22 protein-coding genes, 1 tRNA gene and 2 pseudogenes are annotated in these 19,938 nt (G+C 62.2%); 20 read left to right on the top strand and 5 right to left on the bottom strand.

Going from position 1 to position 19,938, the window contains the following annotated elements; all coding sequences use genetic code 11:
* Positions 1–15: 15 nt before the first annotated feature.
* From H0W47_RS02690 to H0W47_RS02630, 13 genes and pseudogenes are all read left to right on the top strand, one after another.
* Complete coding sequence (locus tag H0W47_RS02690) at positions 16–615, top strand: TRAP transporter small permease (protein WP_296920321.1); 600 nt, start codon at positions 16–18, stop codon at positions 613–615.
* Between the two features lies 1 nt (position 616).
* Positions 617–1,882, top strand: a complete 1,266-nt coding sequence (locus H0W47_RS02685) for a TRAP transporter large permease (protein WP_296920318.1) — start codon at positions 617–619, stop codon at positions 1,880–1,882.
* A gap of 43 nt (positions 1,883–1,925) precedes the next feature.
* Complete coding sequence (locus H0W47_RS02680; protein WP_296920315.1) at positions 1,926–2,921, top strand: TRAP transporter substrate-binding protein; 996 nt, start codon at positions 1,926–1,928, stop codon at positions 2,919–2,921.
* A gap of 20 nt (positions 2,922–2,941) precedes the next feature.
* Positions 2,942–3,109 (top strand): annotated as a pseudogene (locus tag H0W47_RS02675) (GntR family transcriptional regulator); the annotation flags it as partial.
* A gap of 103 nt (positions 3,110–3,212) precedes the next feature.
* Positions 3,213–4,346: a branched-chain amino acid ABC transporter substrate-binding protein gene (locus H0W47_RS02670; RefSeq protein ID WP_296920311.1), complete on the top strand. Its 1,134-nt coding sequence runs from the start codon at positions 3,213–3,215 to the stop codon at positions 4,344–4,346.
* A 142-nt stretch (positions 4,347–4,488) separates the two neighbouring features.
* Positions 4,489–5,421 carry a 4-hydroxyproline epimerase gene (locus H0W47_RS02665; protein WP_296920308.1) on the top strand — a complete coding sequence of 311 codons (933 nt, stop codon included), beginning with the start codon at positions 4,489–4,491 and terminating at the stop codon, positions 5,419–5,421.
* An 8-nt stretch (positions 5,422–5,429) separates the two neighbouring features.
* Positions 5,430–6,530 carry an FAD-binding oxidoreductase gene (locus H0W47_RS02660; RefSeq protein ID WP_296920400.1) on the top strand — a complete coding sequence of 367 codons (1,101 nt, stop codon included), beginning with the start codon at positions 5,430–5,432 and terminating at the stop codon, positions 6,528–6,530.
* Positions 6,527–6,793: a (2Fe-2S)-binding protein gene (locus H0W47_RS02655; RefSeq protein WP_296920305.1), complete on the top strand. Its 267-nt coding sequence runs from the start codon at positions 6,527–6,529 to the stop codon at positions 6,791–6,793. Before H0W47_RS02660 ends, H0W47_RS02655 begins: the two co-directional genes overlap by 4 nt.
* Before the next feature lie 4 nt (positions 6,794–6,797).
* A complete protein-coding gene (locus H0W47_RS02650) occupies positions 6,798–8,078 on the top strand; it encodes an FAD-dependent oxidoreductase (protein ID WP_296920302.1) in 1,281 nt (426 codons plus the stop codon).
* Positions 8,079–8,321: 243 nt separating this feature from the next.
* Positions 8,322–8,957, top strand: a complete 636-nt coding sequence (locus H0W47_RS02645) for a GntR family transcriptional regulator (RefSeq protein ID WP_296920299.1) — start codon at positions 8,322–8,324, stop codon at positions 8,955–8,957.
* A 115-nt stretch (positions 8,958–9,072) separates the two neighbouring features.
* A complete protein-coding gene (locus tag H0W47_RS02640; RefSeq protein ID WP_296920297.1) occupies positions 9,073–10,551 on the top strand; it encodes an NAD-dependent succinate-semialdehyde dehydrogenase in 1,479 nt (492 codons plus the stop codon).
* Positions 10,551–11,000 carry a DsrE family protein gene (locus H0W47_RS02635; RefSeq protein WP_296920294.1) on the top strand — a complete coding sequence of 150 codons (450 nt, stop codon included), beginning with the start codon at positions 10,551–10,553 and terminating at the stop codon, positions 10,998–11,000. Before H0W47_RS02640 ends, H0W47_RS02635 begins: the two co-directional genes overlap by 1 nt.
* 49 nt (positions 11,001–11,049) lie before the next feature.
* Positions 11,050–11,123: transfer RNA gene (locus H0W47_RS02630), tRNA-Gly, on the top strand.
* A 73-nt stretch (positions 11,124–11,196) separates the two neighbouring features.
* Here the strand turns inward: H0W47_RS02630 and H0W47_RS02625 are convergent.
* Entirely contained in the window at positions 11,197–11,835 is a 639-nt protein-coding gene (locus H0W47_RS02625) for a CoA transferase subunit B (RefSeq protein WP_296920292.1), read from the bottom strand.
* A 1-nt stretch (position 11,836) separates the two neighbouring features.
* Positions 11,837–12,538, bottom strand: a complete 702-nt coding sequence (locus H0W47_RS02620) for a CoA transferase subunit A (protein ID WP_296920290.1) — start codon at positions 12,536–12,538, stop codon at positions 11,837–11,839.
* A 108-nt stretch (positions 12,539–12,646) separates the two neighbouring features.
* Here H0W47_RS02620 and H0W47_RS02615 point away from each other — a divergent pair, with 108 nt between their 5' ends.
* The gene (locus H0W47_RS02615) at positions 12,647–13,201 is read left to right on the top strand and encodes a PAS and helix-turn-helix domain-containing protein (RefSeq protein WP_296920397.1); all 555 of its coding nucleotides are present in this window, start codon (positions 12,647–12,649) and stop codon (positions 13,199–13,201) included.
* A gap of 113 nt (positions 13,202–13,314) precedes the next feature.
* Here H0W47_RS02615 and H0W47_RS02610 read toward each other — a convergent pair whose 3' ends face one another.
* The gene (locus tag H0W47_RS02610; protein ID WP_296920287.1) at positions 13,315–13,692 is read right to left on the bottom strand and encodes a carboxymuconolactone decarboxylase family protein; all 378 of its coding nucleotides are present in this window, start codon (positions 13,690–13,692) and stop codon (positions 13,315–13,317) included.
* Between the two features lie 202 nt (positions 13,693–13,894).
* Between H0W47_RS02610 and katG the strand changes: the two are divergent.
* The 4 genes and pseudogenes from katG to H0W47_RS02590 all read left to right on the top strand — a co-directional run bounded on the left by katG (position 13,895) and on the right by H0W47_RS02590 (position 17,451).
* Positions 13,895–16,081 (top strand): annotated as a pseudogene (gene katG, locus H0W47_RS02605) (catalase/peroxidase HPI).
* Positions 16,082–16,164: 83 nt separating this feature from the next.
* Entirely contained in the window at positions 16,165–16,404 is a 240-nt protein-coding gene (locus H0W47_RS02600) for an AbrB/MazE/SpoVT family DNA-binding domain-containing protein (RefSeq protein ID WP_296920284.1), read from the top strand.
* Positions 16,397–16,870, top strand: coding sequence for a type II toxin-antitoxin system VapC family toxin (locus tag H0W47_RS02595; RefSeq protein WP_296920282.1), 474 nt, complete (start codon positions 16,397–16,399; stop codon positions 16,868–16,870). Before H0W47_RS02600 ends, H0W47_RS02595 begins: the two co-directional genes overlap by 8 nt.
* Positions 16,867–17,451, top strand: coding sequence for a peroxidase-related enzyme (locus H0W47_RS02590; RefSeq protein WP_296920279.1), 585 nt, complete (start codon positions 16,867–16,869; stop codon positions 17,449–17,451). The genes H0W47_RS02595 and H0W47_RS02590 overlap by 4 nt, the downstream gene beginning before the upstream one ends.
* A 15-nt stretch (positions 17,452–17,466) precedes the next feature.
* Here the strand turns inward: H0W47_RS02590 and H0W47_RS02585 are convergent, their stop codons facing one another.
* Positions 17,467–18,102, bottom strand: a complete 636-nt coding sequence (locus tag H0W47_RS02585; RefSeq protein WP_296920276.1) for a TetR/AcrR family transcriptional regulator — start codon at positions 18,100–18,102, stop codon at positions 17,467–17,469.
* Positions 18,103–18,197: 95 nt separating this feature from the next.
* Between H0W47_RS02585 and H0W47_RS02580 the strand changes: the two genes are divergently transcribed.
* Together H0W47_RS02580 and H0W47_RS02575 are read left to right on the top strand one after the other, a co-directional pair.
* Complete coding sequence (locus tag H0W47_RS02580; RefSeq protein WP_296920273.1) at positions 18,198–19,046, top strand: metal-dependent hydrolase; 849 nt, start codon at positions 18,198–18,200, stop codon at positions 19,044–19,046.
* Positions 19,043–19,429: a DUF6463 family protein gene (locus H0W47_RS02575; protein WP_296920270.1), complete on the top strand. Its 387-nt coding sequence runs from the start codon at positions 19,043–19,045 to the stop codon at positions 19,427–19,429. Before H0W47_RS02580 ends, H0W47_RS02575 begins: the two co-directional genes overlap by 4 nt.
* Positions 19,430–19,515: 86 nt before the next feature.
* On the opposite strand, the gene H0W47_RS02570 is transcribed toward H0W47_RS02575, so the two are convergent.
* Positions 19,516–19,935, bottom strand: a complete 420-nt coding sequence (locus H0W47_RS02570; RefSeq protein WP_296920267.1) for a thioesterase family protein — start codon at positions 19,933–19,935, stop codon at positions 19,516–19,518.
* Positions 19,936–19,938 lie beyond the last annotated feature (3 nt).

Below are 19,938 nucleotides of genomic sequence, written 5' to 3'. Positions count from 1 at the left end.
GGCCACAAGCACGCCATGAAAAACAATGCCATCGCCCGCCGAGTGCTCGACGCTTCGGACTGGATCCTTTTCTGCGAGCGCCATCTGCTCACCGGGCTGATGGGCCTGCTCGTGGCGCTGATCCTGTTCAACGTGGTCACGCGCTACTCGGGCATTCCCATCTACTGGGTGGACGAGGCATCGGTGTACTCTGTGGTCTGGCTCTCCTTCATCGGCGCCTCGGCGATGACCCGGCTGCGGCTGGACTTTGCCGTGACGCTGCTGACTGACAAGCTCAACCCCACAGCGGCGGCGGTGGTCAAGGCCTGCGCCTCGGGCGTCGTGCTGCTGCTCGGCTTGGGCCTGCTGGCGATGTGCTGGATCTGGATGGATCCGGTGGGGATCGCGAGCCACGGCTTCGACGCGAAGGGCTACGCGGCCGAGTCCTTCAACTTCATCTACACCGAAACCACGCAGACGCTGAACTGGCCCATGTGGGTCGTGCAGCTGATCTTGCCGATCTTCTCGCTGACCCTCAGCGCGCATGCCCTGTCCAACCTGGTCGAAGACCTCGGATTGCAGCCCAGGCGAGTGCACCACGAGTTCCATGTGCTCAACGCCGACAGGGTGAACTGACATGCTGACCACTGCCTTCTTTCTCGTGATCATGCTGGTCGGGGTGCCGATCGGTGCCTGCCTGTGCCTGGCTGGCATCGTCTACATCCTGAACTCCGGGGACACGGTGCTGTTCCAGTCGTATCCGCTGCAGATGTTCTCGGGCATCGACAGTTACGGTCTCATCGCCATCCCGCTGTTCATCCTGATCGGCGAGATCATGAACGGCGGCGGCATCACCAAGCGCCTCATCGATATGGCGCTGGCCTTCATCGGCTCGGTCAAGGGCGGCCTCGCCTACGTCAACATCCTGGCCAACATGATGGTGTCGTCCATCATCGGTTCGGCCACCGCGCAGGTGGCGATCATGAGCCAGATCATGGTGCCGGAGATGGAGAAGAAGGGCTACGACAAGACCTTCGCGGCCGGGCTCACCGTGTACGGCGGCATGCTGGGCCCGATCATCCCGCCCTCGGTGATGTTCGTGGTCTACAGCGTGCTGGCGCAAGTGGCGGTCGGCGACATGCTGATCGCCGGGATCCTGCCCGGCATCGTGCTCACGCTGCTCTTCTTTGTCGTGATCGCGTGCATGGGGTACATCTACAACTACCCACGCACCGAGAAGCGCACGATCAGGCAACGGCTGCACACCATCGCGAGATCCTCCCCCACGCTGTTGATTCCGATCGTAATCGTTGGCTCCATCCTCACCGGCTTCGCCAACCCGACCGAGGCCGCTGCTGTCGGCGCGCTGGCCGCGGCTCTGATCGGGCGCTACGTTACCAAGGAGTTCAGTTTCAAGACCATGCCGCAGATGCTGCTCAAGTCGGCCATCTACTCTGCGGTCGTGCTGTTCCTCGTGGCTGCCGCGGCGGTGTTCTCGTGGCTGCTGATCTACGGCAAAGTGCCCCAGGCCGCCGCCGCGTGGATCCAGACGGTGGCGAAGGATCCGGTGACGTTTCTTCTGCTGACAAACGTCATCCTGCTGGTGATCGGCACGGTAATCGACGGGATCCCGGGTTTGATCATGACGGTGCCGATCCTGCTGCCCATCGCAACCGAGGTCTACGGCATCGACCCGCGCCACTTCGGCGTGGTGGTGGTGGTCAACCTCGTGCTGGGGTTGATGACGCCGCCGGTGGGCCTGAGCTTCTTCGTGGCCGCTGCGGTCACCGGCGCCAAACCCGGAAAGATGTTCATGGTCACGCTGCCCTTCTTCCTCATCTGCTGCGCAGCCCTGGTGCTGCTGTCGATCTTCCCGAGTTTGTCGCTCGCCCTCATCAAGTAGGCATCTACTCGTCCCCGTCCCTTCACCTCAACCGGAGCATCACATGTCCCTCTCACGCCGACACTTCGTCCAAACTGCGGCCGGCGCCGCCGCATCTTCACTCCTTTTCAGCACGACTGCGCGTGCGGCCACGGCCAAAGAGTTCCGCCTCGGCCTCATCACGCCGGCCGGCCATTCGTGGAACCGCGCCGCGCTGGCCTTCGGTGAATCGCTGAAGAAGGCCACCAATGGCCGCCTCAGCGTCACGGTGTTCCACTCGGGCCAGCTGGGCAACGAGTCGGCCATGATGCAGCAGCTGCAGTCCGGCGCGCTGGACATGGGCTGGATTCAGGCGGCCGAGCTGGGCTCGCGCGTCGCGAGCGTGGCTGCCATCAATGCGCCCTATCTCGTGCGCTCGACGACCAACGTCGCATCGCTGGTGCGCACGCCGGCCGCGCTGAAGCTGCTCGACGTGCTGCCGCGCGAGACCGGCACCATCGGCCTGGGCTGGGGCATCACCGGCATGCGGGTGATTTTCTCGACCAAGGACATCTCGAGCCCCAACGATCTCAAGGGCATGAAGCTGCGGATCAACCCGACGCCCGTCTACCGCGACTTCTATCAACTGGTGGGCGCAGCGCCGACCCCGATTCCCACGCCCGCCGTGTTCGAAGCGATGGCCAACGGCCAGGTCGATGCCCTCGAGGCGGACATCGAGTTTTCGTGGAACCAGCGCTTCGACAAGGTGTCGAAGGTGCTACTGCCGATGAACGCGCTCTTCATGCCTTTCGCCCCACTGGTGTCGGGCCGCATCTGGCAGACGCTGGACGCGAAGGACAAGGATCTGATTCGCGATCTGGTCAAGCAATCGCTCGACGCGCAGATCAAGGACATTGTCACCACCGAGCTCGGGCTGATCGAGAAATTCAAGACGGGCGGCATCGCTTTCAAGAGCGACTCGGGCTACAACCCTGCGCCGATCATCCAGGAGTTCGACAAGCTCTGGCTGCCCAAGGCGCCGCAGATCGCGGAACTGCGCAAGGTCGGCGCCTCACTCTGATCCGATCCAGCGCACCTCTCATGTCCACCCGCATTCCATCTGCTTCCACCACGTCGCCCAAGCGTCGCGCGGCCGACGGCGCTTACGACGCCATCGAGGCGCTGCTCTCCACGCTGCAACTCGAGCCTGAGAGTCCGGTGGTCGAGGCCGAGTTGGCGGAGCGCACAGGGGCTGGGCCGCACCCCCTCGTGAACAAAGTGCTGGCAACACGACCGGCTCAATACCAGTCGGTTGCCTGACGACAGCCCTTTTGGGCACCCATTTATTTACCCGAAACTTTAGGAGACAGGTATGAAAATCAAACCGAACATGATTCCGCTTCTTGGTGTTATGGCGATTGCGTTTGCAGGCAATGCGAAAGCCCAGGAACAGGTGGTGAAAATTGGCCACACCGGCCCGCTGTCAGGGGCCAACGCGTTTGCCGGGAAAGACAATGAAAATGGCGTGCGACTGGCGATTGAAGAACTCAATGCCAAAAAAATCGTGGTGGCTGGCAAGACACTCAAATTTGAACTGCACTCCGAAGATGACCAATGTGACGCCAAAACCGGCGTCAGCGCCGCCCAGAAGCTGGTGGACAGCGGTGTGAAATTTGTCATGGGGCCCTACTGCTCCGGCGTTGCCATTCCCGCGTCGCGGGTTTATAACGAAGGTGGCACCATGATGTCCACAGTCGGCACCAACCCCAAAGTCACCCAGGGCGGCTACAAAAACCTGTTCCGCATCGTTGCCGGTGACAGCCAGATTGGCGCCAGCATGGCGGCCTATGCAGCCAACGTACTCAAGGCCAAGAAAGTTGGCGTGATTGACGACCGCACGGCGTTCGGACAAGGGGTTGCCGAAGAATTCGTCAAAGAGGCCAAAAATCTGGGCCTCACTGTTGTGGGGCAGGAATTCACCACGGACAAATCGGTTGACTTCTCGTCCATATTGACCAACCTGAAAGCCAAGCAGCCAGAGGTGATTTTCTTTGGTGGTTATGCCCCGCAAGCTGCACCGATGACGCGGCAAATGAAGCGGTTGGCGATGCCCGCCAAGTTGTTGGGCGGTGACACGCTGTGCAGCCCAGAAATGGGAAAGCTGGCGGCAGACGCCGTCAACGACACCGTTTTTTGCGCGCAGGGCGGCTCGATCCTGGAAAAGGCTGCAGAAGGCCCCGCGTTCAAGGCGAAATACAAAAAACGTTTCAACCTCGACGCGGACGCGTATGCGGCTTCGTTTTACGACCAGACCCTGTTCATTGGCGAGGCCATGCAAAAAGCCAATTCGATTGACCCCAACAAGGTCGGCGCGGAAATCTACAAATCAAGCTACAAGGGCGTTGCCGGCACCTATGCCTATGACGAAAAGGGCAATATGAAGCAGGCCCCCGTCACGGTTTTCACTTTCCGCAACGCTGTACCAACACCACTCGCGAGCTATTGACGCTGCCGAGCTATGAAGCGGCTCCTGCGCCGCTGACCTGACGGAATAGAGCAGTAAAGAGCCATGACAGTGGCTCTGTTCCTTTTAGTACTTTCCTGCAGATTTCACGGCTCGAACCATCCACGGAGGACCCGGACCCGCTATGAAACGCATCAAGATCATTGACTCCCACACCGGCGGCGAACCGACCCGACTGGTTGTGGACGGCTTTCCCGACCTGGGCACCGGCAGCATGGCCGAGCGGCGTGCACTGTTGGAGCAAAGCCACGACGATTGGCGCGCCGCAACGGTGCTCGAGCCGCGCGGCAGCGATGTGATGGTGGGTGCGCTGCTGTGCAAGCCAGTGGACCCGACCAATGCCGCCGGCGTGATTTTCTTCAACAACACCGGCTACCTCGGAATGTGCGGGCACGGCACCATCGGGCTGGTGGCATCGCTGGCCTATATGGGCCGTATCCCGCCCGGCGAGCATCGCATCGAAACACCGGTCGGCACGGTCACCGCCACGCTCCACGGGGACGGCTCGGTCAGCGTGCGCAACGTGCCGGCTTATCGGCATCGACACCAGGTCGCGGTTGAGGTGCCTGGCCACGGTACGGTGCGCGGCGACGTGGCCTGGGGCGGCAATTGGTTCTTTCTCGTCAGTGACCATGGACAGCGCGTGGCCAGCGATAAGCTGGACGCACTGACTGCCTATAGCTGGTCGTTGCGCGAGGCACTGGCGGCGCAGGGCATCACCGGGGCCGAAGGCGCGGAGATTGATCACATTGAATTATTCGCCGACGATGAAATAGCCGACAGCCGTAATTTCGTGCTCTGCCCTGGCAAGGCTTACGACCGCTCACCCTGTGGCACCGGCACCAGCGCCAAGATCGCCTGCCTGGCAGCCGACGGAAAACTCGCGTCGGGAGAAATCTGGCGCCAGGCCAGCGTGATCGGCAGCCAGTTCGAAGCCAGCTATGAGCGCGATGGCGAGCACATCATCCCCACACTGCGCGGGCGCGCCCACATGAGCGCAGAAGCCACCTTGCTGATCGAGGCCGACGATCCCTTTGGATGGGGCATCCGCCTTTAACCATGCCCATGGATGCGGATGTCATCGTCATCGGTGCCGGCATCGTCGGTAGCGCCTGTGCACACGAGCTGGCACGCGCCGGGCTGGACGTGCTGGTGCTCGACGACCGCCGGGGCGGCGCCACGGCGGCGGGCATGGGGCATCTGGTGGTTATGGACGACAACCCCGCCGAGCTCGCACTCAGCCGCCATTCGCTTGCCATATGGCGGCAATGGGCCGACGCGATGGCCGCGGACTGTGCGTGGCACCCCTGCGGCACGCTGTGGCTGGCCGCGAACGACGAGGAAATGACAGCAGCTCACGAAAAGCAGGAGCGACTGCGCGCGCACGATGTGGGCTGCGATCTGATTGATGCGCCAACACTGCAGGCCTGGGAGCCTGCACTGCGGCCCGGCCTGTGTGGCGCTTTGCATGTGCCAGGCGACAGCGTGGTCTATGCGCCCAACGCGGCGCGCTGGTTGCTGGCGCAGCACCCGAAGCAGATCCGTGTGCAACATGCCGAAGTGCTGGGGATCGACGGCTCACGCGTGCGCTTGGCCGGCAACAACTGGCTTGGCGCCAACGCCGTGCTGCTGGCCAACGGCATCCATGCCACGCAACTGTGCCCCGAGCTGCCGATACGCCCGAAGAAGGGTCATTTGCTGATCACCGACCGCTACCCAGGCCAGGTCCGTCACCAGTTGGTGGAACTGGGCTATGTCACCAGCGCACACCACTGCACCGGGCCCTCCGTGGCGTTCAACCTGCAGCCACGCCCCACCGGGCAACTGCTGATCGGCTCGTCTCGCCAGTTTGATGACAGCGCCCCAGAAGTGGATGCCGAGATGCTGGCGCAGATGCTGGAGCGCGCGCTGAGCTATATGCCCGCCCTGGCCGATCTCAACGCCATCCGCTGCTGGACCGGCCTGCGCGCCGCCACCCCCGACAGCCTGCCGCTGCTGGGGCCGCATCCGCAGCGCGCCGGGCTTTGGCTGGCCGTGGGCCACGAAGGCCTGGGCGTAACAACTGCCCCCGCCAGCGCCCGCTTGCTGGCAGCACAAATCACCGGGCACCGGGCAGAACTCGACCCAGCGCCCTACTTGCCGCAGCGCTTCGAAATGGCCGCATGAACAACATCAACAGTTCGATTGAATTCAGCCTTGACGGCCAGCCACAACGCGTGCCCGCCGGTGTCACTGTGGCCGCAGCGCTGTCCATCGCGGGCAGCGGCATCACGCGCATCTCCGCCAGCGGCGAGCGGCGCGCCGCGTTCTGCGGCATGGGTGTCTGCCAGGAATGCCGGGTGCTGATTAGCGGTCAGCGCCGCCTGGCCTGCCAGACGCTGTGCGTCGAGGGCATGGCGGTGCAGACCGCAGCCATGGCGGGAGCCTGAACTGATGACCTCCCCTTCCCCGGAACATTGCGACCTGCTGATCGTCGGCGCCGGCCCGGCGGGCATGGCTGCGGCACTGGCGGCGGCCCCCACGGGCGCGGCCATCACGCTGATCGACGACAACCCGGCCCCAGGCGGCCAGATCTGGCGCGACGGCCCCGGCGCCCATCTGCCCCGGGCCGCTTTGCAGCGGCGTGAAGCCCTGACCAGTCACCCGAATGTGCGGCTGCTGTCCAGCACCCGCATCGTGGCGGTGCCGCAGCCCAGGCAGCTGCTGCTGGAAGACGACAATCGAGGCTGGAGCTTGGGCTATGACAAGCTGATTGTGTGCACCGGCGCGCGGGAACTGCTGCTGCCGTTTCCGGGCTGGACCTTGCCCGGCGTCACGGGTGCTGGCGGGCTGCAAGCCCTGATCAAAGGGGGCCTGCCGGTGCGCGGCGAGCGCATCGTGGTGGCGGGCAGCGGCCCGCTGTTGCTGGCGGTCGCGGCCGCGGCCCAGGCCGCCGGTGCGCAGGTGTTGCGGGTGGCCGAACAGGCATCCGTCAGTGCGGTGGCCGCTTTTGCCGCCTCGCTGGTGCGCTGGCCCGGCAAAGCCCTGCAGGCCTTGACGCTCATACATCGGGGCTATCGCCTGTCCAGCCACGTCGTGGCCGCTTCGGGCCAGGGCCGCGTGGAGTCGGTGCGCCTTCAGCAAGGTGGGCGTACGCTGGACGTCGCTTGCGACCGCCTGGCCTGCGGCTTCGGCCTGATTCCCAACACCCAACTCGGCCAGGCGCTGGGCTGCGCCCTGAATGCGCAGCACGCCATTGCGGTAGACGCCTGGCAAGCCACCAGTCTGCCCGACCATTACGCCGCCGGCGAATGCACCGGTTTCGGCGGCAGCGAACGCGCCCTGGTGCAGGGCGCCATTGCCGGCCATGCAGCCATGGGACAAGTGGATCAGGCCCGGCGGTTGTGGCCCCAGCGGCAGCGCTGGGAGGCCTTCGCCACAAGCTTGCACACCCGCTTCGCGCTTCATCCCGGCTTGAAACAACTGGCGGCGCCCGACACGCTGGTGTGCCGCTGTGAAGACGTGAGCCACGCGCAACTGTGTGGCTTCGAGAGCTGGACCGCGGCGAAGCTGCACAGCCGCTGCGGCATGGGGGCTTGCCAGGGCCGTGTCTGCGGCGGTGCCACGCAGTTTTTGTTTGGCTGGCCACAGCCCGCGCCAGGCACGCCGATCTCGCCGGCACGCATTGCCACGCTGGCGCACAGCAGCTTCGCACTACCTCACCCCATAAAGTAAAGCACTGAAACCAGCGGATCACGACTGTGAGCAAAGAATCCATTCTCAAAACCGGGAAGCCGATCAAACACTTCTGCGGCCCCGTCGCCAGTAGGCGTCGCTACAATCATTCAAGGCCTGACCTTCATCGTATGTGTCTCGTTCTTGCGAACAGGCCTGGTCGGTGAGTGGCAGCTCTGCTGCAACGCCGACAACTCAACCGCAACCATGCCACAGCCCTCGATGCCCAGCCCACCCTTCCCCATGAAGCGACGCGCAGCGGATCTCGCCTACGATGCGATCGAGGCACTGATCTCTACGCTGCAGCTCAAGCCGGGCAGCCCGGTGGTCGAGGCGGAACTGGTGGAGCTGACCCAGCTGGGTCGTACGCCGGTACGCGAAGCGCTGTTGCGCATGGTGTCGATCGGACTTATTGATCAGCAGCCACGCCGCGGCCTGCTCGTCTCCCACATCGATCTGGCCGACCATCTGGATGTGATCCAGACGCGTCGCGCACTCGAACGCCTCATTGCCGCATGTTCTGCGCGCCGCGCAACAGCAGCGCAGCGTCAGGCGATTGTTCGTTGTGCTGAAAAAATGGTCAAGGCGGCGGCGCGTGGTCACCTCGAGGACTACATGCGGTCTGACCATGAACTCGACGAGGTCAACCACCATGCCAGTCAAAACCATTCAGCGGTCAAATGCGTGGTGCCGCTGGTCGTGCAATGCCGGCGCTTCTGGTACGCCTATCAGCACGAAGGCGAAATTGCCGAAGGTGCGCGCCACCACATGGAACTGGCCCAAGGTATCGCCACCGGCGACGAAAAGGCGGCCATGCATGGCGCCGATGCATTGATGGACTACCTTGAGCGGTTCGCCCGACGTGTGATCGAAAACTGACCGCGTCGCTTGCATTACCCCCTAACTCTCACAGTGGCTTGCCAAAGCTGAGCACGCAATTTTGCCGTTAACCCAACAATCACCCACCATTCCCCCATCTTCTCAGGAGACTCACATGGACATGAAGACATCCCCTCTGGCGCTACTCAAAGACCCCAGCCTTCTGAAAACCGATGCGTTGATCAACGGACAATGGGTCGAGGGCGTTAGTCGATTTGATGTCAACGACCCCTCGACTGGCCTCAAACTTGCCGAGGTGGCCAACCTGGGCACCAAAGACGCCGAAGACGCGATTGCCGCCGCCAACTCAGCCTGGCCCGCCTGGCGCAGCAAAACCGGCAAGGAGCGCCACGCCATCCTGCTCAAGTGGTACCAGCTGCTGATGGCCAATGTCGAGGACCTGGGCCGCATCATGACCGCCGAGCAGGGCAAACCGTTTGCCGAAGCCAAGGGCGAAGTCACCTACGGCGCCAGTTTTGTCGAGTGGTACGCCGAAGAAGCCAAACGCGTCAACGGCGAAACCCTGCCCCAGTTTGACAACACTCGCCGGTTGATGGTGCTCAGGCAGCCCATCGGCGTCTGTGCCGCCATCACGCCCTGGAACTTCCCGCTGGCGATGATCACCCGCAAGGTCGCCCCGGCGCTGGCCGCCGGCTGCCCAGTGGTCATCAAACCGGCTGAACTGACGCCGCTGACTGCGCTGGCCGCAGCCGAGTTGGCCATGCGCGCCGGCATCCCCGCGGGAGTGCTGAACGTGCTGACCGCCGACAACGACAACTCCATCGCGGTGGGCAAGGTGTTCTGCGCCAGTGACACTGTGCGCCACATCAGCTTCACTGGCTCCACCGAGGTCGGCCGAATCCTGATGGCGCAAAGCGCACCATCGATCAAGAAGCTGGCTCTGGAACTGGGCGGCAACGCGCCCTTCATCGTGTTCGACGATGCCGACATCGACTCCGCCGTTGAGGGCGCTATGGCCAGCAAGTACCGCAACGCCGGCCAGACCTGCGTCTGCGCCAACCGCATTTATGTGCAGGACGGCGTGTACGACCAGTTTGTCGAAAAATTTGCGGCCAAGGTCAAGCTGCTCAAGGTCGGCAACGGCTTTGAAGATGGCGTGGTGCAGGGCCCGCTGATCGAGGACGCGGCCGTTGACAAGGTGCAGCGCCATGTGGACGACGCGATTGCCAAGGGCGGCAAGCTGCTGGCCGGCGGCAAACGCATGAAAGGCCAGTTCTTCGAGCCAACCGTGGTGGCAGAAGCGACGGGGGACATGCTCTGCGCCAAGGAAGAAACCTTCGGCCCGTTTGCGCCGGTGTTCCGCTTCAAGCATGAGCAGGAAGCCATTGACGCTGCCAACAACACCGAGTTCGGCCTGGCCAGCTACTTCTACAGCCGCGACATCGGCCGCATCTACCGCGTGGCCGAGGCGCTGGAATACGGCATGGTCGGCATCAACGCCGGCGTGATCGCCACCGAACACGTGCCCTTCGGCGGCGTCAAGCAGTCGGGCCTGGGCCGCGAAGGCTCCAGCCACGGCATGGACGAATACCTCGAAATGAAATACCTGTGCCTCGGAGACATGCAGAAATGATGAACCGCAGAATGCTTCTTCAAGTCGGCATGGTCGGCGCCGCCGCCCTGTCTGCTCCGTTTTTGATAGCTACTCACGCACAAGGGGCGGGGGCTACAGGCCAAAAACGTCATAAAATTGTGATCCAGGTCAGCGACAACGACCCGGCCAAATGGAACCTCGCCCTGAACAACGCGAAGAACGTGCAGGACGACGTGGGCGCCGCCAACGTGGATATCGCCATCGTCGCCTATGGACCCGGTATCGGCATGCTGAAGATGGACTCGCCGACTGGTGCACGGGTCGCCGACGCTACGAAAGCCAATGTGCGTGTCGTGGCCTGCGAGAACACGATGCGCGGCCAGAAGCTGGGCAAAGACGACATGTTGCCCACCATCGCCTACGTGCCTGCGGGTGTGACGGAGATCATGAAGAAACAGCAGGACGGCTGGGCCTATCTGCGGCCCTGAGCTTTTTTGACGGAGAACCACCCGCGCGGTGGTTCTACAATCGACGCATGCGGGTGTCGTTCAATGGTAGGACTCTTGCTTCCCAAGCAAATAACGTGGGTTCGATTCCCATCACCCGCTCCACCGCATAAAAAAGGCCCTTCCGAGCCTTTTTTAGTGGCTCCCTCTCAGGGAAACGCAGAACAAGCTCTTGCCGTCAATGCAGCTTGCACCCGGTTTTGGCCTGCAAGGCCTCCATCGTCACGCCGGGTGCGAGTTCGATCACCTTCAGGCCTTTCGGCGTCACGTCCATCACGGCCAGGTCGGTGATGATGCGGTCCACCACGGCCAGTCCGGTCAGTGGCAGGGTGCAGCTTTCGAGGATCTTCAGGTCTTCGGTGCCGTCTTTTTTCTTCGCGACGTGCTCCATCAGCACGATCACGCGCTTGACGCCGGCCACCAGATCCATCGCGCCGCCCATGCCTTTGACCATCTTGCCGGGGATCATCCAGTTGGCCAGGTCGCCCTTCTCGCTGACCTGCATGGCGCCCAGGATGCTCAGGTTGATCTTGCCGCCGCGAATCATCGCGAAGCTGTCATGGCTGCCGAAGATGGAAGAGCCCTTGATGGTAGTGACGGTTTGCTTGCCGGCGTTGATCAGGTCGGCATCGACCTCGTCTTCGGTCGGGAAGGCGCCTATGCCCAGCATGCCGTTTTCCGACTGCAGCCAGACTTCCTTGTCGGCCGGCACAAAGTTGGCCACCAGCGTCGGTATGCCGATGCCGAGGTTCACGTAGAACCCGTCTTCGAGTTCCTGCGCGGCACGCGCCGCCATTTGATCTTGGGTCCAGGGCATATCAGGCTTTCTCGGTGATGGTGCGTTTTTCGATGCGTTTTTCAGGGCTGGCATTGAGCACGATGCGGTGCACATAAATGCCCGGCAGGTGAATGTCGTCCGGCGCCAGTTCGCCCACTTCGACGATTTTTTCCACTTCGACGATGCAGACCTTGCCGGCCATCGCGGCAGCCGGATTGAAGTTGCGGGCGGTGAGGTTGAAGCGCAGGTTGCCGGACTTGTCGGCCACCGCTGCCTTGACCAGCGCCACGTCGGGCACCAGCGAACGCTCCATGACGTAGGTCTCGCCATCGAATTCGCGCAACTCCTTGCCCTCGGCCACCTGGGTGCCGACACCGGTCTTCGTGAAAAAAGCCGGGATGCCTGCGCCGCCGGCGCGCAGCTTTTCGGCCAGCGTGCCTTGCGGCGTAAATTCCAGCTCCAGCTCGCCGGCCAGGTATTGGCGCTCAAACTCCTTGTTTTCGCCGACATAGCTGGAAATCATTTTTTTGATCTGGCGTGTCTCGAGCAATTTGCCCAGGCCAAAGCCGTCGACGCCAGCATTGTTGGAAATGACGGTCAGGTCTTTGGTCCCGCTGTCACATAGCGCCTGGATCAGGGCCTCGGGGATGCCGCACAGGCCAAAACCGCCAACAGCCATCAACTGGCCGTCCTTGACGACACCCTTGAGGGCCTCGGCAGCGGAGGGAAAAAGTTTATTCACAAAAAATCTCCTGAAGAACTTCCAACACACACGTCAAAACCGTACGATACTACCTATCCGCATACGTAGTTACCCCTAAAGTTTAACCCTGTGCCTCTTACCGACCCGATGGACATTGATTACCGTCTGGCCTTCAACATGGCGCCGGTCGGGCTGGTGCTGTCACGCAACCGCGGCATCGTCGACTGCAACCAGCACCTCTGCGAGATGTTTGGCGCTACGCACGAGCAGCTCATCGGCCAGTCTTTCCAGGTCCTCTACCCCAGCGCCGCCGAGTACGAGCGCATAGGCGCGCGCATGTTGCCCATTCTCAATGCCAAGGGCCACTACGCCGACGACCGCATCATGAAACGGGTGGACGGGCGCTTGAAGGGCGAGACTTTCTGGTGCCACGTCACAGGCCGCGCGCTCAACCGCGCCGCGCCGCACGAGTCCGGCATCTGGACCTTTGAGGACCTGAGCTCACGCAGGCCGGTCAAGGCTGAGTTGACGGCGCGCGAACGCGAAGTCGCCGCGCACCTGATGGACGGCATGACCTCCAAGGAAATCGGCCGCGCGCTGGTCATCAGCCACCGCACCGTAGAGATTTACCGCGCCCGCCTGATGCGCAAGTACAAGGCGTCCACCACTGCCGACCTGGTGCACAAGCTGATGGAAGGTTGAGCCGGCTCCTCGATGCTATGTTTTCAATAGCTGTTCACGCCCGCTGCGTAAGGGCTAGAGGCCTAAAACACTAAAATATTTGAATTCGGAGAAATGGGCCGTAACTGCCGGCGTCAGGCATTCTTCGGTCCGTCTACCACTTCTGCCGCCGTCCTGAAAGCGTCCACAGCGGTTGGCACGCCGCAGTAAACGGCGGCATGGAGCAGCACTTCCTGAAGCTCGGCCGGTGTGGCGCCGTTGTTCAAGGCGCCGCGCAAATGACCCTTGAGTTCATGCTGCTTGCCCAGCGCCGTCAGCATCGCCACAGTGATCAGGCTGCGCGTCTTCAAGTCCAGGCCGGGCCGCTGCCAGACATCTCCCCAGGCCTTGGCGGTAATGTGCTCCTGGATCGGCCGCGTGAAATCCGTGGCATTGCCCAAAGCGTTGGCTACGAAGTCTTCGCCCATCACCTGCTTGCGTGTGGCCAAGCCTTTGTCATATGCCGCGTTCATGGGTCTCTCCAAAATGAAACCGCCAGCATAACGCCGCGCGATTGCTCACCGCTTGGCAGCGCTTTGGGGATCGCCACCCCCATCAAGCCGATCGATTGCATTCAACTATGAACCATATAAGAAACATTGACTTGTTCAATCGAATAACCAATCCTAGACTCAGTTTATCCCTCATCGTCAGCCCCCATCACGGAGAATCCTCATGTCAGCAGAAAAACAATGTCCCTTTTCAGGTGCTGCGCTCAAGCCCACTGTGGCCAGCGGCCGCTCCAATGCCGACTGGTGACCCAACCAGCTCAACCTCAAGCTGCTGAACCAGAACTCGCCCCAGTCCGATCCCATGGGCACAGCCTTCGACTACGCGAAGGAGTTCAAGAGTCTGGACCTGCATGCCGTGGTCAGCGACCTGCATGCCTTGATGACGGACTCACAGGACTGGTGGCCGGCCGACTACGGCCACTACGGACCTTTTTTCGTGCGCATGGCGTGGCACAGCGCGGGCACCTACCGCATCGCTGACGGCCGCGGTGGTGCGGCTTCCGGCACTCAGCGTTTTGCCCCGCTCAATAGCTGGCCAGACAATGGCAATCTCGACAAGGCACGCCGCCTGCTCTGGCCCACCAAGCAAAAGTACGGCCGAAAAATCTCCTGGGCCGACCTCATGGTGCTGGCAGGCACCGTGGCTATGGATTCCATGGGCTTCAAGACCTTCGGCTTCGCCGGGGGGCGTGCTGACGTTTAGGAGCCGGAAGACATCTACTGGGGACCGGAGGCCGAGTGGATGGGCGACAAGCGCTACACCGGCGACCGTGAACTCGAAAAGCCCTTGGGCGCAGTGCAGATGGGCCTGATCTACGTGAACCCCGAAGGCCCGAATGGCAAGCCGGACCCGCTGGCCTCCGCGCGCGACATCCGTGAGACTTTCGCCCGCATGGCGATGAACGACGAAGAGACCGTTGCGCTGGTTGCCGGCGGACACACCTTCGGCAAGTCCCATGGCGCGGCCGATCCGGGCCAGTATGTGGGTCCTGAGCCGGAGGGCGGCAGCATTGAAGACCAGGGCTTTGGCTGGATCAATAAATTCGGCGGTGGGCATGGCGTGCACACCGTCACCAGCGGCATCGAAGGTGCCTGGACCAACAACCCCATCCAGTGGGACCACGGTTACTTCGAGAACCTGTTCGGCTACGAGTGGGAACTGACAAAAAGCCCGGCGGGCGCCCACCAGTGGAAGCCCACCGACCCGGCGGCCGCCACCACGGTGCCGGATGCGCACGATCCCGCCCGGCGCCATGCCCCGATGATGACCACCGCCGACATGGCCATGCGCATGGACCTCGCTTACGAGAAAATTTCGCGGCGCTTCATGGCCCATCCGCAGGAGTTTGCCGACGCCTTCGCCAAGGCCTGGTACAAGCTGACGCACCGCGACATGGGGCCGATCTCACGCTACCTCGGCCCGCTGGTGCCGCAGGGTCAATTGTTGTGGCAAGACCCGCTGCCTTCGGTGGACCATGAACTGGTAGGCGATCAGGACGTTGTGGCGCTGAAGGCCAAAGTCCTCGCATCCGGCCTGTCCATCGCGCAGTTGGTGAACGCAGCCTGGGCGTCCGCCTCCACTTACCGCGGCAGCGACAAGCGCGGTGGTGCCAACGGCGCGCGCGTCCGTCTGGCGCCGCAAAAGGACTGGGAGGTCAACCAGCCGGCCGAACTGGCGAAAGTAGTGGCGGCGCTGGAGTCCATCCAGCAGGGATTCAACTCCGCACAGTCTGGCAACAAGAAAATTTCGCTGGCTGACCTGATTGTTCTGGGGGGTTGCGCTGCGGTGGAGGCCGCCGCCGCAACAGCCGGGCACCAGTTAACGGTTCCCTTCTTGCCCGGGCGCACGGATGCGTCACAGGAACAGACTGACGTGGATTCGTTTGACGTGCTCGAGCCGGTCGCCGACGGTTTTCGCAATTACAGCCGTGCCGGGCAGCAGGCCTCGGTGGCCGAACTGCTGGTGGACCGCGCCAACCTGCTGACGCTGACAGCGCCCGAAATGACGGTCTTGGTCGGCGGCATGCGCGCCCTCACGGCCGGCCCGGGGCACGGTGCTTTCACCAAGCGCCCCGGCACGCTGAGCAACGACTTTTTCGTCAACCTGCTCGACATGCGCACCCAGTGGCGCAAGTCCGAGGCGTCCGACGGGGTGCTGGAGGGCCGCGACAGGGCGACCAGCGAGCTCAAGTGGACCGGTACGATGATCGACCTCGTTTTCGGTTCCAACTCCCAGCTCCGCGCCATCGCGGAGGTGTATGCCAGCAGTGACGCGCAAGAGGTCTTTGTGCGGGATTTTGTGGCGGCATGGAACAAGGTGATGAACCTGGATCGTTTCGACCTGGCTTGACCATACGCAACAGGCCGCCAGAGCCGCCTGTTGCGTGGGTCCCGAAACAAAAGTAAGATTCTTACTTCCAAGGAGTAAGAATTATGCGACTCACCAGCAAAGGCCAAGTCACCATTCCGCGAGCGGTTCGCGACAAGGCAGGCCTGCAGCCGCACAGCGAAGTCGAATTTGAGGTCTGCGCCAACGGCGACGTTCTCATGCGCCGCGCCGCGCATTCTGGCTCACCCCTGCGCAGCGCGTTTGAGCGGGTGCGTGGCAGCGCCAATGCAGCGCAGTTCAAAGGCATGGGCACGGACGAATTCATGAAGTTCATCCGTGGCTAGTCGCGCACGTGTTGAAAAACCTGGCGCCAGCAAGGTGCAAGAGGCTGACCCGCGTTATCTGCTTGCGCCGACCCTGGTTGATAGCTGCGTGCTGATTGACGTGCTGGCCGACGACGCGGACTGGGCAGAGTGGTCGCTTGAAAAACTGGACTTGCTCGGTCAACAAGCGCCCTTGGTCATCAGCCCCATCATCCTGGCCGAGATCAGCCCGAGGTTCGACCGCGCTGCCGACCTGGAAGCTGCCCTTTCACTATTGCCCCTTAAACGCGAAGCGCTGCCCTGGGACGCCGCCTATCTGGCAGGGCAAGCCTTCAAGATCTACCGCACCGCCAGCGGTAACAAGCGCTCGCCCATGCCCGATTTTTACATCGGCGCGCACGCTCTGGTGGGCAATATGCGCTTGCTGACCCGTGATGCGGTACGCTTTCAGACTTACTTTCCCAAACTCAACATCATCTCGCCATGACACCCACACACGCACGCTACCCGGCACCAGAGCTCAAGGACTTGCCGGAGGACATTCGCGCAAAAATTCTGGAAGTCCAGGACAAAGCAGGTTTTGTGCCGAACGTGTTTCTGGCACTCGCGCGCAGGCCCGCTGAATGGCGCGCCTTCTTCGCTTATCACGACGCACTGATGCTGCGCGAGGAGTCGAGCCTGACCAAAGGCGACCGGGAGATGATTGTCACGACCACCAGTGCCGCCAACCAGTGCCTGTACTGCGTGGTGGCGCATGGCGCGCTGCTGCGGATTTATGAGAAAAAACCGCTGGTGGCCGACCAGGTGGCAGTGAACTACCGCAAGGCCGACATCACGCCGCGCCAGCGCGCCATGCTGGACTTTGCGATGAAGGTCTGCGAGCGCTCGCATGAGATTGAAGAGGCTGACTTTGCCGCGCTGCAGGCGCACGGCTTCAACGACGAAGACATCTGGGACATCGCGGCGATCACCGCATTTTTCGGCCTGTCCAACCGCATCGCCAGCTTCTCCAGCATGATGCCCAACCCCGAGTTCTACCTGATGGGCCGGGTTCCCAAACAGAAATAGCGCGGCATCACGTCGTCAGGCCTGCATGGCGCCCCACACCATGCGCACGAGTTCATCTTCGAACTCGCGGGTGCCGAGCAGGGGCGAGTCTTCCAGTGACGCGCTGCGAATCGCGCCCATCACCGCACGGGTAGAGACAAACATCATCACCGGATTGGGCGGGCGCAGCCGCCGATCGTTGAGCTGGGCCAGCGCGATCGCATTGCGCTCGGCCGCTTCGCGCAGCGCCTCGGTGATGTGTTCATGGTGGTCCAGCCGCCAGACCATGCGAACCATGGCGCGGCGCAAGCGGGGGCCTGCAGCAAAAGACGCAATCAAGGTGCGGATAATTTCGCGCACCACCTCTTCAGCGTCACGCCCCTCCTGCACCGAGCGGGTCATCATGGCTTGCATGTCATCCATCACCCGGCGGCGCTCGCGCTGGCTCATGGCAAGAATGATGGCTTCCTTGCTCGGAAAATACTGGTACAGCGTGCCAATTGAAAAGCCCGCCTTCCGCGCGACCTTGTTGGTCGTCAGGCCTGCCTCGCCTTCGCTTTCCATAATCTGAGCAGTTGCCTCAAAGATCGCCTGAATGGTGCGCTGCGCACGCTCCTGGGTGGGTGCTTTGCGCATCACTTCAGGGGAGAGAGTCGGGGGCTTTTTGTTCATGGCAGGAGGTTGAAGAAAAACTGAGCAACAAGCGAGTTGCCCGGGCGCGTACAAAACTGAATAATGCTCATAAATCAACGCAAACACAAGGCTTCATGACAACACTCACCATTCGCAAGCTCAATATCGACCTGTCCGGTGGGTTTGCCCGCCACTGGCATGGGGGCGACGCATTTCGCAGCCAGTACTACATCGCGCTGTCCATGAGTTTCCCGGTCGGTGAGCAATACTTTATGGACTCGGTGCGCGCCGGAGCCGCGCTGCTGCCGCAAGATGCCGTCCACCAGCCATTGCACGATCTGGTCCGCGGCTTCATTGGCCAGGAGGCCACGCACCGGCATGTGCACGGGCTGTACAACGCCCAGCTGGAAAAGCAGGGCCTCAGCAACATCTGGGCCCGTCTTGCCACCTGGCGGATTGAACAATCGCGCAGGCTGCATGTGTTGCACCACCTGGCCATCACGGCCGCGTATGAGCATTGCACCGCCGTATTTGCCGAAGGCACCTTGCGATACCCCAGTTGGTTTGACGCAGCTGAACCGAAGATGCGCACGCTGTGGCGCTGGCACGCGGTTGAAGAAACCGAGCACAGGGCCGTCGCCTTTGACGTGTACCAGGCCCTGGGTGGCGGCACCTTGCGCCGCTCGCTCTGGTTTGCCTACGTTTTGGTCTTGTTCTCGCTGGACGCCGGCGTGCAGACGACGCTCAACCTGTGGCGAGACAAGTCGCTATTCAAGCCCAGCACGTGGTGGAGCGCCACAACCTTTTTCTTCGGACGGGACGGCGTAGCTTGGCGCTGCACCCTGCCCTTGCTGGCTTACTTCAAACCGGGTTTTCATCCTGGCGGGCCTCCATCCGACGCAACCAGCGCCACCGGCGATAGCGGCGACGCCCTGGCCGGTCAATGGCGCGCCGTTGGCAAAACCAGCGTAGAAACACCATGAAGATATCCATCGGCCGCTGCCTGATGGCCATCGCGCTGCTGCACACCGTGTATGCCCCCTGGAAGTACGGCGGACCGCTGCTCGACATCGCGGGCCGCGGCTTTTACAACAGCATTGCTGGAGATCCGCAGCGCGCGGCAGCAACCTGGTTTGTGCTGTTCGGTGCGGGGCTGTTTATGCTGGGTCTGACGGTTGCCGCACTTGAAAAGCAACACGCCACCCAGGCCCTGAAACCAATTGGCTGGGCCTTGCTGGTATTGGGGTGCGTGGGCGTGGTGCTGATGCCAGCCTCGGGGTTCTGGCTGGTCTTTCCCCCGGCGGCGGTGCTGCTTCTGCGCAAGGCCCGCCCTGCCAAGACTTCCGACAGGTCCGGTTTAGCCTGAGCACCGTACCATTCAAGACAGTTCTTTTGCTACTCTTTTTATAGCAAACTATTGCCGTAAATGAAGGGCGGAGTGCCGATTTCGCTTCAAGTGACGAGAGAACGCAGCCAAGCAGGCAATGTTTTGGCCTTCTGGCTCGGGAAGTCTATCCAGATGGTGGTGGCGCCGCCAGCGGCGCAAATCACACCGGGCTGGTCGGAGCGCTCCATCGTGCCCCAGGTTTCGAACGTTGTGCGGCCCGGGTCGCTGGCGTACATCTTGACCAGCACATCGCCTGGGTACTGCAGTTGTTTGTAGAAATTGCAGAAGGCATTGACGATGACCGGGCCCTCGCCTTTCGGGTCTGGCACGCAGCCGATGGAATACATCCAGTCGATGCGCACTGTTTCCAGATAACGGAAATAGCTGGCGTTATTGACATGGCCCATCGCATCCATGTCGCCCCAGCGGATCGGCAGGCGCATCTCGAAGACCAGCTTCTTGCTCTCGGGAATCTCTATTTTCATGGG

The organism is Polaromonas sp. (assembly GCF_013817205.1).
GTDB lineage: Bacteria > Pseudomonadota > Gammaproteobacteria > Burkholderiales > Burkholderiaceae_C > Polaromonas.
This window is presented reverse-complemented; position numbering and strand designations above follow the sequence as displayed.

Excerpts from the sequence above, each read along its gene's own strand:
- H0W47_RS02690 (WP_296920321.1), top strand. The coding sequence starts at position 16 with ATGAAAAACAATGCCATCGCCCGCCGAGTGCTCGACGCTTCGGACTGG.
- H0W47_RS02685 (WP_296920318.1), top strand. The coding sequence starts at position 617 with ATGCTGACCACTGCCTTCTTTCTCGTGATCATGCTGGTCGGGGTGCCG.
- H0W47_RS02680 (WP_296920315.1), top strand. The coding sequence starts at position 1,926 with ATGTCCCTCTCACGCCGACACTTCGTCCAAACTGCGGCCGGCGCCGCC.
- H0W47_RS02670 (WP_296920311.1), top strand. The coding sequence starts at position 3,213 with ATGAAAATCAAACCGAACATGATTCCGCTTCTTGGTGTTATGGCGATT.
- H0W47_RS02665 (WP_296920308.1), top strand. The coding sequence starts at position 4,489 with ATGAAACGCATCAAGATCATTGACTCCCACACCGGCGGCGAACCGACC.
- H0W47_RS02660 (WP_296920400.1), top strand. The coding sequence starts at position 5,430 with ATGGATGCGGATGTCATCGTCATCGGTGCCGGCATCGTCGGTAGCGCC.
- H0W47_RS02655 (WP_296920305.1), top strand. The coding sequence starts at position 6,527 with ATGAACAACATCAACAGTTCGATTGAATTCAGCCTTGACGGCCAGCCA.
- H0W47_RS02650 (WP_296920302.1), top strand. The coding sequence starts at position 6,798 with ATGACCTCCCCTTCCCCGGAACATTGCGACCTGCTGATCGTCGGCGCC.
- H0W47_RS02645 (WP_296920299.1), top strand. The coding sequence starts at position 8,322 with ATGAAGCGACGCGCAGCGGATCTCGCCTACGATGCGATCGAGGCACTG.
- H0W47_RS02640 (WP_296920297.1), top strand. The coding sequence starts at position 9,073 with ATGGACATGAAGACATCCCCTCTGGCGCTACTCAAAGACCCCAGCCTT.
- H0W47_RS02635 (WP_296920294.1), top strand. The coding sequence starts at position 10,551 with ATGAACCGCAGAATGCTTCTTCAAGTCGGCATGGTCGGCGCCGCCGCC.
- H0W47_RS02625 (WP_296920292.1), bottom strand. The coding sequence starts at position 11,835 with ATGCCCTGGACCCAAGATCAAATGGCGGCGCGTGCCGCGCAGGAACTC.
- H0W47_RS02615 (WP_296920397.1), top strand. The coding sequence starts at position 12,647 with ATGGACATTGATTACCGTCTGGCCTTCAACATGGCGCCGGTCGGGCTG.
- H0W47_RS02610 (WP_296920287.1), bottom strand. The coding sequence starts at position 13,692 with ATGAACGCGGCATATGACAAAGGCTTGGCCACACGCAAGCAGGTGATG.
- H0W47_RS02600 (WP_296920284.1), top strand. The coding sequence starts at position 16,165 with ATGCGACTCACCAGCAAAGGCCAAGTCACCATTCCGCGAGCGGTTCGC.
- H0W47_RS02590 (WP_296920279.1), top strand. The coding sequence starts at position 16,867 with ATGACACCCACACACGCACGCTACCCGGCACCAGAGCTCAAGGACTTG.
- H0W47_RS02585 (WP_296920276.1), bottom strand. The coding sequence starts at position 18,102 with ATGAACAAAAAGCCCCCGACTCTCTCCCCTGAAGTGATGCGCAAAGCA.
- H0W47_RS02580 (WP_296920273.1), top strand. The coding sequence starts at position 18,198 with ATGACAACACTCACCATTCGCAAGCTCAATATCGACCTGTCCGGTGGG.
- H0W47_RS02575 (WP_296920270.1), top strand. The coding sequence starts at position 19,043 with ATGAAGATATCCATCGGCCGCTGCCTGATGGCCATCGCGCTGCTGCAC.
- H0W47_RS02570 (WP_296920267.1), bottom strand. The coding sequence starts at position 19,935 with ATGAAAATAGAGATTCCCGAGAGCAAGAAGCTGGTCTTCGAGATGCGC.